The sequence below is a fragment of the Streptomyces sp. BE303 genome, assembly GCF_036290945.1.
In the GTDB taxonomy this organism is placed as follows: Bacteria; Actinomycetota; Actinomycetes; order Streptomycetales; family Streptomycetaceae; genus Kitasatospora.
This window is the reverse complement of sequence record NZ_JAQYWZ010000920.1, coordinates 1-12,788: the sequence shown is the minus strand read 5'-3', so window position 1 is coordinate 12,788 and position 12,788 is coordinate 1. Positions and strand designations below refer to the sequence as shown.

At 72.0% G+C, this 12,788-nt stretch carries 18 protein-coding genes; 10 read left to right on the top strand and 8 right to left on the bottom strand.

Features of this window, described 5'->3' with window-relative positions; genetic code table 11:
* Positions 1–104: 104 nt before the first annotated feature.
* Positions 105–1,094, top strand: coding sequence for a trypsin-like serine peptidase (locus PUR56_RS37400; protein WP_329952234.1), 990 nt, complete (start codon positions 105–107; stop codon positions 1,092–1,094).
* Here PUR56_RS37400 and PUR56_RS37395 read toward each other — a convergent pair.
* Positions 1,061–1,765 (bottom strand): helix-turn-helix domain-containing protein, encoded by a 705-nt coding sequence (locus PUR56_RS37395; RefSeq protein WP_329952233.1) that lies wholly within the window; start codon positions 1,763–1,765, stop codon positions 1,061–1,063. The genes PUR56_RS37400 and PUR56_RS37395 overlap by 34 nt on opposite strands.
* 442 nt (positions 1,766–2,207) lie before the next feature.
* Here PUR56_RS37395 and PUR56_RS37390 point away from each other — a divergent pair, with 442 nt between their 5' ends.
* The 7 genes from PUR56_RS37390 to PUR56_RS37360 are packed head-to-tail and all read left to right on the top strand — an operon-like array spanning position 2,208 to position 7,968.
* The gene (locus tag PUR56_RS37390; protein ID WP_329883051.1) at positions 2,208–2,477 is read left to right on the top strand and encodes a phosphopantetheine-binding protein; all 270 of its coding nucleotides are present in this window, start codon (positions 2,208–2,210) and stop codon (positions 2,475–2,477) included.
* Positions 2,470–3,270 (top strand): SDR family NAD(P)-dependent oxidoreductase, encoded by an 801-nt coding sequence (locus PUR56_RS37385; protein ID WP_329883050.1) that lies wholly within the window; start codon positions 2,470–2,472, stop codon positions 3,268–3,270. Before PUR56_RS37390 ends, PUR56_RS37385 begins: the two co-directional genes overlap by 8 nt.
* Positions 3,267–3,806, top strand: coding sequence for a MaoC family dehydratase (locus PUR56_RS37380; RefSeq protein WP_329952232.1), 540 nt, complete (start codon positions 3,267–3,269; stop codon positions 3,804–3,806). Before PUR56_RS37385 ends, PUR56_RS37380 begins: the two co-directional genes overlap by 4 nt.
* Positions 3,803–4,651, top strand: a complete 849-nt coding sequence (locus PUR56_RS37375) for an SDR family NAD(P)-dependent oxidoreductase (protein WP_329883048.1) — start codon at positions 3,803–3,805, stop codon at positions 4,649–4,651. Before PUR56_RS37380 ends, PUR56_RS37375 begins: the two co-directional genes overlap by 4 nt.
* A 22-nt stretch (positions 4,652–4,673) precedes the next feature.
* Entirely contained in the window at positions 4,674–5,957 is a 1,284-nt protein-coding gene (locus PUR56_RS37370; RefSeq protein WP_329952231.1) for a beta-ketoacyl synthase N-terminal-like domain-containing protein, read from the top strand.
* Positions 5,954–7,264, top strand: coding sequence for a beta-ketoacyl-[acyl-carrier-protein] synthase family protein (locus tag PUR56_RS37365; protein WP_329952230.1), 1,311 nt, complete (start codon positions 5,954–5,956; stop codon positions 7,262–7,264). The genes PUR56_RS37370 and PUR56_RS37365 overlap by 4 nt, the downstream gene beginning before the upstream one ends.
* Before the next feature lie 14 nt (positions 7,265–7,278).
* Entirely contained in the window at positions 7,279–7,968 is a 690-nt protein-coding gene (locus tag PUR56_RS37360) for an alpha/beta hydrolase (RefSeq protein WP_329952229.1), read from the top strand.
* 122 nt (positions 7,969–8,090) lie between these two features.
* Here PUR56_RS37360 and PUR56_RS37355 read toward each other — a convergent pair whose 3' ends face one another.
* From PUR56_RS37355 to PUR56_RS37325, 7 genes are all read right to left on the bottom strand, one after another.
* Entirely contained in the window at positions 8,091–8,528 is a 438-nt protein-coding gene (locus PUR56_RS37355; protein ID WP_329952228.1) for a hypothetical protein, read from the bottom strand.
* 78 nt (positions 8,529–8,606) lie between these two features.
* Positions 8,607–8,846: a DUF397 domain-containing protein gene (locus PUR56_RS37350; RefSeq protein WP_329952227.1), complete on the bottom strand. Its 240-nt coding sequence runs from the start codon at positions 8,844–8,846 to the stop codon at positions 8,607–8,609.
* A gap of 84 nt (positions 8,847–8,930) precedes the next feature.
* Positions 8,931–9,764 carry a helix-turn-helix domain-containing protein gene (locus PUR56_RS37345; RefSeq protein ID WP_329952226.1) on the bottom strand — a complete coding sequence of 278 codons (834 nt, stop codon included), beginning with the start codon at positions 9,762–9,764 and terminating at the stop codon, positions 8,931–8,933.
* Positions 9,761–10,288: a DUF6879 family protein gene (locus PUR56_RS37340; RefSeq protein WP_329883041.1), complete on the bottom strand. Its 528-nt coding sequence runs from the start codon at positions 10,286–10,288 to the stop codon at positions 9,761–9,763. The genes PUR56_RS37345 and PUR56_RS37340 overlap by 4 nt, the downstream gene beginning before the upstream one ends.
* Entirely contained in the window at positions 10,272–10,463 is a 192-nt protein-coding gene (locus PUR56_RS37335; protein ID WP_329952293.1) for a hypothetical protein, read from the bottom strand. The genes PUR56_RS37340 and PUR56_RS37335 overlap by 17 nt, the downstream gene beginning before the upstream one ends.
* Before the next feature lie 318 nt (positions 10,464–10,781).
* Complete coding sequence (locus PUR56_RS37330; RefSeq protein ID WP_329952225.1) at positions 10,782–10,973, bottom strand: DUF397 domain-containing protein; 192 nt, start codon at positions 10,971–10,973, stop codon at positions 10,782–10,784.
* Complete coding sequence (locus tag PUR56_RS37325) at positions 10,966–11,829, bottom strand: helix-turn-helix domain-containing protein (RefSeq protein WP_329883038.1); 864 nt, start codon at positions 11,827–11,829, stop codon at positions 10,966–10,968. Before PUR56_RS37325 ends, PUR56_RS37330 begins: the two co-directional genes overlap by 8 nt.
* Before the next feature lie 298 nt (positions 11,830–12,127).
* Between PUR56_RS37325 and PUR56_RS37320 the strand changes: the two genes are divergently transcribed.
* The gene (locus tag PUR56_RS37320) at positions 12,128–12,496 is read left to right on the top strand and encodes an ATP-binding protein (protein WP_329883037.1); all 369 of its coding nucleotides are present in this window, start codon (positions 12,128–12,130) and stop codon (positions 12,494–12,496) included.
* A gap of 44 nt (positions 12,497–12,540) precedes the next feature.
* Positions 12,541–12,759 carry a hypothetical protein gene (locus tag PUR56_RS37315; RefSeq protein ID WP_329883036.1) on the top strand — a complete coding sequence of 73 codons (219 nt, stop codon included), beginning with the start codon at positions 12,541–12,543 and terminating at the stop codon, positions 12,757–12,759.
* Positions 12,760–12,788 lie beyond the last annotated feature (29 nt).

Below are 12,788 nucleotides of genomic sequence, written 5' to 3'. Positions count from 1 at the left end.
CTCCCAGCCGTGCATCACCGCTCTCCCAGCTCCGACCGCCATAGTCGGAGCGTTCTCGAACCGCCGCCGCCACCGTCACCGACCAGGGCAGGAGCCGACCGGGCATGGGCCAGCACCGCCGCCACCGACCACGCCGCAGCCTCCTGGCCCGCGCCGCGGTGGTCACCACGGCCCTCTCCGTCCTCACCGCCGCCGCCGTCCTCGCGGGCAGCCACGGAGCGACCTCCGAGGCGACTGCCGCCCGGCCGCCCGCCCCGGCGTTCGCGACCGCGGCCCCGGCCGCGCCCGAACTCCCCGCCGCCACCGGAGCGGCCTCGCCCGCCCCCGCCCCCGCGACCGCCGACGCCGCCGGGCCCTCCCCGGCCGCCCCCGACCCGCCCGCACCGACGGACGCCACCGCCGCGCCCTCCCCGGTCGGCACCTCCCCGGCCGCGACCGCGCCGGGCACCACCGCCGTCGCGCCCGCCACGGCCGAAGCGGCCACCGTCGGCGCACTGTTCACCGGCGGCGTCCGGCCGGGCAACCACTTCTGCACCGCCAGCGTGCTGCACAGCAGCACCGGCAACCTGCTGCTCACCGCCGCCCACTGCCTGGACGACCCGGCCGGCGTCACCTTCGCCCCCGGCTACCGCGACGGCCGGGCCCCGTACGGCACCTGGCGGGTCACCGCCGTGCACACCACCACCGGCTGGTCCCGGGACGGCGACCCGGACGAGGACTTCGCCGTCCTGGAGACCGCCGCCGACGCCTCGGGCCACCGGGTCGAGGAGGTGGTCGGCGCCAACCCGCTCGGCACCGACGAGGACTTCGGCACCACCGTCCGCCTCTACGGCTACCCGTCCGGCAGCGAGGAGCCGCTCCTCTGCACCAACGTGACCGGCCGCCACAGCGCCTACCAGCGGGTCGTCGACTGCCCCGACTACCCCGGCGGCACCAGCGGCGGCCCGTGGATCTCCACCACCACCGGCCGGGTCGTCGGCACCATCGGCGGCTACCAGGAGGGCGGCGACACCCCCGACACCTCGTACAGCGCCTACTTCGACCACACCGTCGCCGCCCTCTACGCGGAGGCGCTCGCCGCGGCCGGCTCCTGACCGCCGTAGCGGCGCCGGTGCAGTCCGAGTGAGCGCACCCGGGCGTCCGCGGACGGCACCGCCGTCGGCCCGCAACAACCGACCGCCCGGAACCAGGCCGCGCGCCAGGCGGCGATCCGGTCCCCGGGGATGCCGCAGCAGCGGACGTAGGTGACCAGGAGCGGCTCCGAGGGCATCCGGAGCCCGGCCAGGACGTCCGCCAGGGTGCTGCGCGGCAGCGCCCCGAAGCCGCCCGTCCGGGCCCGCTCCTGGAGTTCGCGCAGCGAGGGCTGCCCGGCGGCCAGCCGCAGCCGGTGCATGGCCTCCAGCAGGTGGGCCGGTTCGTAGACCAGCTCGACCCGGCGGGCCCGGCCGCCCGGCGGTGCCCGGTCCGGCCGCCGGTCGGCGCGGGCCGTCGCGGTGCCCGCTCCGGTGGCGGCCCGCTCCCAGCGCTGCCGCGCCTCGCGGACCGAGGCCCCGCAGGCCGCCGCGTACGCCTCGACCACCCCCAGCCGGGGCAGTGCGGAGCCGCTGTCGGCCCGTGACAGCGTGGCCGAGGAGCACCCGGACCGGGTGATCCGGCCGGCCATCTGCCGGTAGGTGAGGCCGGACTCCGCGCGCAGGGCGCGCAGCCACTGGGCCAGTTCGTAGTGCGGTGCCGCCGATGGCATCGCATTCTTGCGTCGCGCCATTGCCGCCCTCCCCACGGCGTGCCGCCCGGTCGGCCGGTGTTCCCGGTAGCGGCCGGAACCTGGTCCGACCGGTTCGGCCAGCCGACTGCGGTGCGATGTCGTGAATCGCCTCGAATGACGTTCCGGGTGGTACACGTATGGGTGCGACCACGGTAGTCACCGGGTTCTACCAAGGTCAATGCCCTTTGCCTCTTCTTTGCATCGTCCCGCGTTGTGGGAGATACCACCACAGTGTCTTGCGGGGAGCCGTTGATTCAATTCGTCCGGAATGCGGCGGAACGGATTCCGCCGCCCTGGCCTGGGTGAAGCCGGGCCCGGCGGGCGTCCGGCCGGCGTGATTGTCCGGCGCCGCCGGGCCGAGTGGCCCTTGCGGCAGCCTTTACCGGTCTGTTGGCATTGGCGGCGTCCGCAGCGGTATTTAGGAACTCTCGGAGGAGGCATTATGTCGCCCACGGAAAACGCCGATTTCAACGTCCTGGTCGAGCTGCTCAAGGACGTCAAATCCGGCCTGGAAGACCAGCCGATCACCCAGGCCGACTCGGTGGTCGAGGACCTCGGGCTGGATTCCCTGGACCTTCTTCAGCTGGCCCGGAAAATCAACCGCAGGCTCGGCGTCGACTTCGACCTCGACAGCTGGAACGAGACCGCGGCCGAGCACCGCCGCACGGTCGGCTCGATCCTGGCCGTGGTCGAGGCGGCCCAGCGTGTCTGAGCGGCCCTCGACCGAGTCCGGCACCGGCCGGGTCGCCCTGGTCACGGGCGGCTCGCGCGGCATCGGCGCGGCCGTCGTGCACCGCCTCGCCGCCGAGGGCCTGACCGTGCACCTGGTCTACCGCGAGGCCGAGGAGGCCGCCCGGAACGTCGTCGCCGCCGTCACGGCGGCCGGCGGCCGGGCGGTCGCCCACCGCGCCGACGTCGCGGACGAGAAGCAGGTCGTCGACCTGGTCGAGCGGATCGCCGACCTGGAGGGCGCGCTGCACGTCCTGGTCAACAACGCGGCCGTGATCGACGACCGGCTGGTCGCCGCCACCCCGACCGCGCACTGGGAGCGGGTGCTCCGGATCAACCTGACCGGGCCCTTCCTGGCCTGCCGGGAGGTCCTCCCGGTCATGCTCGACCAGGGGTGGGGCCGGATCGTCAACATCTCGTCCAACTCGGTGCGGATCCCCGGCCCGGGCCAGAGCGCCTACGCGGCCGCCAAGGGCGGGCTGGAGGCACTCACCCGCACGCTGGCCGTCGAGGTCGGCCGCAAGGGCATCCGGATCAACACCGTCGCCCCCGGCAAGGTGCGCACCGAGATGACCGACGCCGTCGCCGAGCGGCTCGGTTCGGACGGCGCCGGCACCCGCTGGGGCCTGCCCGAGGACATCTCCGGCCTGGTCGCCTTCCTGGCGGGGGACGAGGCCGACTACATCCAGGGCCAGACCTTCACGGTGGACGGCGGCCGGCTGGTGATGCGGGCCGCGGCCGGCGCCCGGCCGCGCCGGGCGGGGGTGCCCGCGTGAAGTACTGGGAGGACCTGGTGGGCGCGCCCGACCACCGGTTCGGTCCGCTGGTCTTCGGCGGCGACCTGCTCGACCGCCTGCTCGACCTGATGGGCGAGAAGCACCCCGTCCACGACGACGACGCCTTCGCCCGGGCCCTCGACCGCACCCGGCGGATCGTGCCCGGCGGCTTCATCCACTCGATCACCTCCGGCTGGGTCGTCCAGCACGGCTCGCCGGCCGCCGTCGTCGGCCTGCGGACGCTGGCCTGGGACTTCGTCCGCCCGCTCTACCCCGACACCCCGTTCTGGTTCACCACCCGGACCGGCCGGGCCGTCGAGATCGACGACCGGCTCGGGCTGGTCGAGTCCACCCGGCGGGTGCACGACGAGGACGGCCGCGTGTACGCGATCGGCCGGATGAGCGTGGTGGTGCTGCGCCGGGCCGCGGCCGTCGCGCTCACCCCCCGAACGGACCCGGCCGCCCCGGGAACCACCACCGAGCCGGCGCGGGCGACGACCGCCCCCGCCCGGACCAGCGAGAGGACAGACCGATGACCGACGACTCCGCGAACCACCCGCCGGCCCCGGTGCCCGGGCCGCTCTCGCCCCGCCCGCTGGAGGGCCGGGTGGCCCTGGTCACCGGCGGCTCGCGCGGCATCGGCGCCGGCATCAGCCGCAAGCTCGCGGCCTGGGGCGCCACCGTGGCGATCAACTACGTCGACCGGGGCGGACCGGCGAAGGAGCTCGCCGCCGAACTCACCGCGGCGGGAGCCAAGGTGACCCTGCACCGGGCCGACCTGTCCGAGGCGGAGGCCGCCGAGGAGCTGATCGCCGAGGTCGCCGAGGCCCACGGCGACCTGCACATCCTGGTCCAGAACGCCGCGGCCACGAAGTTCTCCCTGCTGGAGGACGCCACGCTCGGCCAGTGGCAGTTCGTCCAGGACACCAACGCCCGGGCCACCTGGCTGCTGGCCAAGCACGCGGTGCCGCTGATGAAGGGCCGCCCCGGCGCCCGGTTCATCACCATCACCAACTCGACCACCACCCGGATCGTGCCGCGCGCCGGTCTGCTCGGCGCCGCCAAGGCCGCCTTGGAGAACCTCACCCGGTTCCTGTCCTACGAGCTGGCGCCGCACGGCATCGTCGCCAACTGCGTCCGCCCGGGCCTGGTGCAGACCGGCGTCTTCAACGTCCGGCCCGACTTCAACCACGGGGTGCGGCACGAGCTCTCGGTCACCCCGTGGACGGAGGGACAGATGACCACCCCCGAGAACAGCGCCGACGTGGTCGCCATGCTCTGCCTGGACGAGGCCGCCTGGATCGTCGGGCAGACCATCACGGTGGACGGCGGCTACGCGCTCTGGGGCAACCTCAACAGTCCGCTGCGGGTGGGGGAGTGACACCGGGAAGGGGGGAGTCGCCATGTCCGAGGTGATCGTGACCGGTACCGGGGTGGTCTCCCCGGCCGGTCTGGGCACCGAACCGCTCTGGGCCGCGATGGCCGCCGGCCGGTCGTTCTTCGACTCGGACGGGCCGCTGCCCTGGCCGGTGGCCGCCGTCGACCGCGGCACCGTGGGGTGGCCGCCCGGCAAGCCCTGGGTGGACAACCGCAAGTACGCCAACCTGGCCGCCTACTGGGCGGTCGAGGCGGCCCGGCTCGCCCTGCGGCAGGCCGGCCGCGACCCGGACGCCCCGGACCACCCCGGCTGGGGGGACCCGGAGCGCGGCGGCACCGTGATGGCCGTCGGCAGCACCGGGGACGAGCTGGGCGACGTGATGCCCAGACTCGCCGGGATGGCCCTGGACGACCCGCGCCCCCTCGCCACCCTGCTCTACGAGGAGGTGCCGGACTACTCCTACATCCGCGGCATCCCCTCCCAGCTGGGCCAGTTCGTCTGCATGACGACCGGCTTCCGGGGCTCCAACGTCGCCGCCTACGGCGAGGTGGCGGCCGGTGGCCTCGGCGCCCTGGCGCTCGCGCTGCGGCTGCTGGAGAGCGGTGAGCTGGAGCGGGTGCTGGTGGTCGGGGTGGCTCCGCCGTCCTCGGTCACCGCGCTCGCCTCCTTCGACCGGGACGAGCCGATCGGCACCGAGGCCGTCCCCGGCCGCGGCCCGTTCGACGAGGACCGGGCCGGTCCGCTGCTCGGCCAGGGCGCCGCCGCCGTCCTGCTGGAGCGGGCCGCTCCGGCGGACGCCCCGGCGCCCCGGGCCCTAGCCCGGCTGCTCGCCTGCGAGACGGTGGTCGCCGCCGACCGGGCGAGCGCGACCGGCCTGGCGGTGCGGGCGGCGCTCCGCCGGTCCGGCGGCCGGCCCGACCTCTGGTGGGCGCACGGCTCGGGCTCGCAGACGGCCGACCGGGAGGAGTGCTCGGCCGTCCTGCCGCAGGTCGGCGCGGTGCCGGTGACCAGCAGCAAGGGCACCCTGGGCCTCGCCACCGAGTGTTCGGCGCTGATCGACACTGCGCTCGCGGTGGAGTCGCTGCGGCGCGGCCAGCTGCCGCCGGTCGGCCTGCTGCGGCGTCCCGACCCCCGGTTGGGAGGCCCGGACACGGTGACCGGGACGGCCCGCCCGGTGCCGGGCCTGGGCACCGCGCTGATCACCGGGGTCGACCACGGCCGGGGCACCGCCTCGGCGGGCGCCCTGGTGCTCGGCGGCGTCACGGGAGCCCCGGGCGACCACCACGCACGGCGGGAGGAGGAGCAATGACGGACGACGACATCGTGATCACCGGGATGGGCGTGGTCACCCCGATCGGCGCGACCGTGGAGGACTTCTGGGAGGCCAACCTGGCCGGCCGGTCGGGCGTGGTCGCCGAGACCCGGATGGACCTCGGCGGACTGCCCTGCGGCTGGGCCGCCGGGCTCATCCCCGACGACGTCCGGAAGGAGGTCGCCGAACGCTGGGGCGGCCCGGACCGCACCTGGGGCGACACCCTGCTGCACTGCGTGGTGGACCAGGCGCTCGGGGACGCCGGGATCACCGGCCCGATCGGCGGCGAGGCCGCCGGACTGGTCTGGTCCCGGGTCTGGCCCGGGCCGAGCGGCTCCTTCCCGCAGGACTACGCCGTCCACTTCCGGGAGCTCGGCGAGCGGTACCGGAGGATCGGGAACGACCCGGCCGTCGTGCTGGAGAACCTGCGGAACCGGCGGCTGTCGGCGGAGGCCTCGGACCACTCGGCCTTCCCGGTCGAACTGGCCGGACGCCTCGGCGTCCCGCTGATCGCCTCCCGGGTGGAGGCCACCTGCTCGGGCGGCCTGCGCTCGATCGCCGAGGCGGTCCGGCTGCTGCGGCTGGGCCGGGTGGAGGTCGCCGTGGTGGCGGTCTCGGTGTCCCGCAACACCCAGTACGTGCTCTCCCAGTACGGGCAGCTGATGGCGCTGTCCCGCTGGAAGGGCGACCCGGCCCACTCCTCGATGCCGTTCGACCGGCGCCGCTCCGGCATGGTGATCAACGAGTCGGCCGGCGCGCTGGTCCTGGAGACGGCGGCCCACGCCGCCCGGCGGGGCGTGACCGAGACGCACGCCGTGGTCGGGGGCTGGGGCCTGGCGGTGGACACCACCCACATCACCGCGCCGCAGGTCGGCATGGTCGAGCGGGTGATGCGCACCGCGATCGCCGGGTCCGGACTGACACCGGACGACATCGACACCGTCAACGCGCACGGGACGTCCACCAAGCTCAACGACATCACCGAGGCCCGGGCGCTGCACCGGGTGTTCGGCGAGCGGACGGCGGAACTCGACGTCTGCGCGGTGAAGTCGCTCACCGGGCACGGCTCCGCCGCGTCCGGGGTGGTGGAGACGGTGGCGGCGGCGCTCACCCTCGGGCGGGGCGTCATCCCGCCCGTGGTGACCTGCACCGAGCCCGACCCGGCCTGCGCGGTGAAGACCTCACTCACCCCGGTGGAGCGCCCGGTGAGCACGGTGCTGAAGAACTCCTTCGGCTTCGGCGGGCAGTACGCGTCGATGGTCTTCCGGCGCCCGGAACGACCGCGCCCGGCGCCGGTCCGGTGAGCGGCGGGAGGGCGGTGCCCGCGGTGGACCTGCCGGTCGAGGTGATCGAGCCGGTCGGCGGGCACCGTGCGACCGTCCTGTGGCTGCACGGTCTCGGTCAGGAGCCGGAGAGCCTGATCGAGGTGGCCGACCGGATGGGGCTGGACCGGGCGGGGATCCGCGGGGTCTTCCCGCGGGCGCCGCTGCGGCCGATCGGCCGGGTCTCCGGCGATCCGGCGCGGGCCTGGTTCCAGCAGGACGTCTTCTCGCTGGACCACCCCGGTCCGGAGTCGCTGCCGAGCGTGCTCGCGGTGGAGCGGCGGCTGCGCGCGGTGTTGGACGAGGAGACGGCCCGGGTGGGAGCCGGGCGGACGGTGGTCGCCGGGTTCTCGCAGGGGGCGCTGATGTCGCTGGTGCTGGCCCTGCGGTACCCGCAGCGGCTGGCCGGGCTGGCGCTGTACGCGCCGTTCCTCCCGGAGGAGGCCGTCCCGTTGCTGGCCTCCCGCCGGTCGGCGGTCGCGGCGGACCTGCCGGTCTGGATCGGTCACGGCGCGTTCGACTGGGTGATCCCGGAGCAGAGCGGGGCGAAGGTGCGGGACGTGCTGGCGGACTGGGGGCATCCGGTGCGCTGGCAGCGGTACCGGGCCGGCCACGAGGCGTTCGGTGGGGTGAAGCGCGGGCTGCCCGCCTTCCTCGACCGGGTGCTCGGCCCCGCCGGGGACTGACCGGCGGGCCCGAACGGGGGCCGGGCTTCGAGACTCCTCTCGAAGCCCGGCCCCCGCAGCACGCAACGGCTCCGCTCCGCGCGCAGGAAGTCGGCCCGGCCGACTTCCTGCGCGGGGGATCATCAATGCCGACCGGGGCAGGGCGGGGGAGGCTCGGAGGTCGGACTGTGGATTCGGGGGCAGGAGACGGCGGTGGTGGCCCGGAGCTGCCGGCCGGGTGTCCAGTAGTTCCACACCACGTCGTGGGGATAGGTGCGGAGGAAGGCATCGGCGTGCTTCAGGCGGAGTGCGGGTGAGAGGTCGGTGTCCAGGGCGGGGGCTTCGGCGAGCTGCTTGCCGAGCCAGACGAGGGCATCGGCTGGGTCGTCGGTGGTGTGCCCGATCTGGGATGCCGGTTTGGCCAGCCAGTGCATGACCTCCAGCGGCGGGGCGGGGCTGTGCCAGACCGAGCGGGCGCCGTTCTGGAATGCGGGCGGCCGTCGTTCGGTGTCCTCGGGGCGCCTGCCGCCCACCCAGGTGTAGCAGTGCCAGTGCAGGCCGGGCCTGTGCCAGTGATCCATTCGCGCCTACCGTTGGTGAATGAGCCGGCCCCGCTCCCGATTCCACTGGGAGCGGGGCCGATTCGTGCCCGGAGAGTGTCAGACCGCCGTGTCGAACCGGGCCGGGTCGATACCGGCAACGGCCAGTTCGGCGCTGCTGAACCTCAGTTCCGCACCGGGCCGCTTGGTGTCACCCATCACCCACAGCCCGCCGTCAACACCCGGCACCTCGCGCAGGGTCGCGCAGGTCTCGTGCTCCGACTGCGGGTTGCCGCCACAGGCCCTGTATGCGGCCGCGTCCGGCGGGATCTCGATCTCGTACAGGTCGAATTGCCGCAACGTATTGGCTCCTGTCGTCGTCAGGAGCCAGGCGGTGGCTCCTGTTGTCGGGCTGGCCACCAATGTAAGGGCGGAAAGCAGGTGCTACGAGGCGATTTCCTGTTCCCTCAAGAACTCGTCCCGAATTCCTTCGACCATGCGCCGCATCTCGTCGCCGGACAAAGCTCTGGCTGCGAATCCATCGAATTTCTGGACGTACGCTTCAGTGTCTCGCGGGTTGGTGACCACTACCTCGGCATGGATGGTTTCGACCGTGACCATGCGATCATCTCGGATGACGAAAGAGTGCGCCGGCACATCGGTCTGAGGTGCGGCCAGTGGCACAATCCGAATATCCACATGGGACAGGCGGGATACGGAAATGATGCGGTCCAGCTGCCCGGCCATCATGGCGGCAGGCACCAGGCGCCACCGGAGAACAGGCTCGGTCATGACGAATCGCAGGGTCTTGGTGGTGTCGTAGAGAGATTGCTGCCTTGCCAGTCGTGCTGCGACGGCCCGCGACAACTGCTCCTCGCTGAGATCTCTTCTCCCGAACACCGCTCGCGCGTATTCCGGGGTCTGCAACAGGCCGGGGACAAGGGAAGGTTGGAACACGCGAAGCAACTGGGTGGAGTCGTCCAGGGCTTTGATCTGCTGCTGCTTGCGGTAGTGGCCCAGGCGCCGGATCAGACGCCACGCCGTCGCTTCCGTGGCCTCTGCCCGCGCGGCGTCCATGTACTCGGCCTTGACCTCGTCCGAGACGGCTATGGCCGTGAGGATGCGCTCCACGTCCACGATGGCGGGCGACACCTTGCCGGTCTCGATCTTGCTCAACTTGCTCGGAGACATGACAGCGCCACGGGCCACCGCCTTGGCTTCCTTGCCGGAAGCCTTCCGGAGTTCCCGCAGTGCCGCCCCGAGCCGTGATCTGTTCACTCGCTGTACTGTGCCCACCATTCGGTGAACGGTACGGAGCGTGCCATCGCGAGATCGCGGTACGCCTTGAATTCGGCGAGCCTGCTGCTGTCAAGGAATTCGAGCCCGAGGTACTTCCCGTTGTCGTCGTAGCTCATCGCCGCCACGGCGTCGTTGTCGAACAGCCAGAAGTCCGGCGCCTCCGGAACTGGGTTCTCCTGGTCGGTGGTGTCGAGGATGTAGAACTCCTCGCCGGCCGCCATGTTCCGGTGGTACCCCCATGCGAGCTCGAACCGGAGGTAGTCGGTGAGCGGGCGCGCGAGGATGTGAACCCGGTACATGCGCTTACCGGCCTGGGTGGCGTCGGCCACCGTCCCGACCCAGCCGGCCGTCCTGTACGCCTCCGGCTGCTCCTCGCCGGCGAGGAACGCCCGGTAGGCGTCCACTCCGCCCGACTGGCTGTAGTCGTCCAAGGTCTCCAGCCGGAAGGCCTCGTGGCCGAACTCCGAGAACCAGTCGCCGAGGGTCCTAGATGAGGTTGTCACGGATCGCCTCTCGGATGAGTTCGACGGGGATTTCGACCAGCGTCTCATGAGCCGGAATCCGGAGGTCGTGCTCAGTCACTCGCTCACCCTGGACGGCGAGTGTGCCCCGGTCCGTCAAGTACAGCGTGGGGCAATCGCCTTCGTCGCAGGAGCCTACAAGCCGCGTCAGCTTCACTGGTGCCTCCCACTCGCCCGGTGTCATGACGATGTTCCCGAGGTGACCGGGGTGCAGGGAAGAGGCTTGTGTTTCCGGCACTGGAAACTGGTCTGACTTCGAACAGGAGCTCCGGAGTCCACATGCCACACCGCCCGGGACCGACCGACGAGCTCCCGCCGACGGATCCGCGCTTGACGCGGCAGACTGGTGCGCGCAGGAAGTCGGTTCGGCCGACTTCCTGTGTGGGCGGGGTTGCTGCGGTGATTTGGTAGGGGCGGAGGGGCGGCCCCCTCATCGGCGGCCCCTCGCTCGGTGCGAGCGAGGGGCTGCCGATGCTCAGGCGTGGTGGTCGAGTTCGCCGGCTTTGATGGTGCGGAGGAGGTCGGCGAAGGTGGCGGCGGTGGTGCGGAGGATGACGTCGCCGTCGTCGGATTCCCGCAGCTCGACCAGGCCGTTGGCAGGCCGAACCTCAAGGCAGTCGTTGTTCGCGCCTGAGTAGGTGGACTTCTGCCACGTGAGGCTAGCCATGGTTGCCTTCCGCTTCTTCTCGGATCGCTCGAATGAAGTCCCGAGATTCCTCTTCGGGGAGGGCACTTGAATCCATCCTCGTCAGGATGGCTCTGAACCGTGCAACGTGAGCCGGGGCATCGAAGAGCTGGCAACCTGGGCCGGTATCGATCTGAGCGGTATCCAACTCGGGGATCGGCCCTTCCGCGTAGGTGAAGTTCTCGCTCGGGCTGGGCAACGTGGCGAGACTGAATGGCACCACGCGAACCGAGATAGTCGTCCGCTCGGAGTCCTCAGCGAGAGCTTCGAGCTGCTCAGCCAGAACTCCTGTGCCGCTGAACTGCATCCGCAGGGCGGCCTCATGGATGAATGCGGTGTACGGCGTCGCCCCGGAACGGACCACCCGCTGGCGTTGCATGCGGAATGCCGTTCGTAGATCGACCTCGTGGCGAGGCAGTGGTGGGATTGAGTTCGAGAACACCGCAGACGCGTAGGCGCCGGTCTGGAGGAGCCCGGGAACGAACGTGATGGTGTAGGTGGCCAGCCTGTTCGCATGGCTCTCAAGTTCGGCATTCTCCAGGAAGTCCGTTGCCAAGGTATCTCGGTACTCCTCCCACCAGCCGGGCTTGCTGCGATCGGTAATGATGTCCGCGAGTGCATCGATCAGGGGTCGGTTGACGCACATGCAGGCTGCCGCGATGGTGTGCAGGCGCTCCACGCTGATGCCGATCTTCCCGGACTCCATCTGTGTGACCTGGGCTGGGTTCATGCCCACAGCGCGGCCGAGCTCACTGCCACCGAAGCCGGCCTGCTCGCGCATTCTTCGAAGCTCTGTACCCAGCCGTCGCTGACGGAGCGTGGGGTTCGGTCGAGCCATGAGGTCCTTCCGGGGCAGGGGTGTTCACAGTCTGCCGCGCGGTCGGATGGCGGTCCATCCGGGCTGGCTCTGCCACGTTAGAGGGAACATCTTGAATCCATGGAAAATTTATCATGGATGTCAGCTATGGTCTGTCTCATAGCGATCCGACGGATCGTCAGTAACGCTCGTCTGTTGGGGCGGTAGGTGCCTGCTGCCCTCTTGCACCGCAGAGCAGCCATGGCCGGGCCTGGCTCACGGTGACGCATCCGCCGACGCTCACCCTCCCCACTCGCACGACCTCACTCGGAGGTTCCCCATGCGTGCCTTCAACCCGCCCGACTGGTCCGCCGCCCGCGAGGAGCTGCGCACCGCGCTCACCCTCTCCTCCTGGCCCGACGACCTCATCGCGGACGCCGAACTCGCCCTCCACGAGCTGTACGTCAACGCCTGGCGCCACGCGGGCTGCCAGGCCCCGACCGTCGTGGTCGTCCTCCTCCCCACCCGCACCGTCCGCGTCTCCGTCGCCGACGACAGCCCCACCCTCCCCGAACCCCGCACCTCCGCCGACCCCTACGAGCTCTCCGGGCGCGGCCTCCACCTCGTCCGCTCCCTCACCCACCGCTTCGGCGCCGACGCCGCCAAGAACGGCAAGCGCGTCTGGTTCGAGCTGGACGCCGCCGCGTGAGCCGGCGACCGACCCCGCCCCCCTCGGGAAGGGGCCGCCCCACGATGGGCGTCGTCGTCCCCATCCCGCGCCCGCACATCGAGCGCACCACCGTCCCCTACCTCACCGTCGAGTCCGTCCCCGACGCCGACCTCCAGCTCCGCTTCCCCGTCGACCTCGACATCAACGCCGCCCCCGGCGACCACCTCGCCGTCCCCCTCACCCGCGCCCAGGCCCGCGACCTCCTCGAAAGCCTCGCCCACCACCTCGGATACCTCCGATGACCGACTACCTCGTCGCCACCGCCTTCGCC

What these genes read in the sequence shown, in the direction of transcription:
- PUR56_RS37365 (WP_329952230.1), top strand. Translation starts at nt 5,954, where the DNA reads ATGACGGACGACGACATCGTGATCACCGGGATGGGCGTGGTCACCCCG.
- PUR56_RS37370 (WP_329952231.1), top strand. Translation starts at nt 4,674, where the DNA reads ATGTCCGAGGTGATCGTGACCGGTACCGGGGTGGTCTCCCCGGCCGGT.
- PUR56_RS37315 (WP_329883036.1), top strand. Translation starts at nt 12,541, where the DNA reads ATGGGCGTCGTCGTCCCCATCCCGCGCCCGCACATCGAGCGCACCACC.
- PUR56_RS37320 (WP_329883037.1), top strand. Translation starts at nt 12,128, where the DNA reads ATGCGTGCCTTCAACCCGCCCGACTGGTCCGCCGCCCGCGAGGAGCTG.
- PUR56_RS37400 (WP_329952234.1), top strand. Translation starts at nt 105, where the DNA reads ATGGGCCAGCACCGCCGCCACCGACCACGCCGCAGCCTCCTGGCCCGC.
- PUR56_RS37355 (WP_329952228.1), bottom strand. Translation starts at nt 8,528, where the DNA reads ATGGATCACTGGCACAGGCCCGGCCTGCACTGGCACTGCTACACCTGG.
- PUR56_RS37390 (WP_329883051.1), top strand. Translation starts at nt 2,208, where the DNA reads ATGTCGCCCACGGAAAACGCCGATTTCAACGTCCTGGTCGAGCTGCTC.
- PUR56_RS37330 (WP_329952225.1), bottom strand. Translation starts at nt 10,973, where the DNA reads ATGGCTAGCCTCACGTGGCAGAAGTCCACCTACTCAGGCGCGAACAAC.
- PUR56_RS37325 (WP_329883038.1), bottom strand. Translation starts at nt 11,829, where the DNA reads ATGGCTCGACCGAACCCCACGCTCCGTCAGCGACGGCTGGGTACAGAG.
- PUR56_RS37375 (WP_329883048.1), top strand. Translation starts at nt 3,803, where the DNA reads ATGACCGACGACTCCGCGAACCACCCGCCGGCCCCGGTGCCCGGGCCG.
- PUR56_RS37395 (WP_329952233.1), bottom strand. Translation starts at nt 1,765, where the DNA reads ATGGCGCGACGCAAGAATGCGATGCCATCGGCGGCACCGCACTACGAA.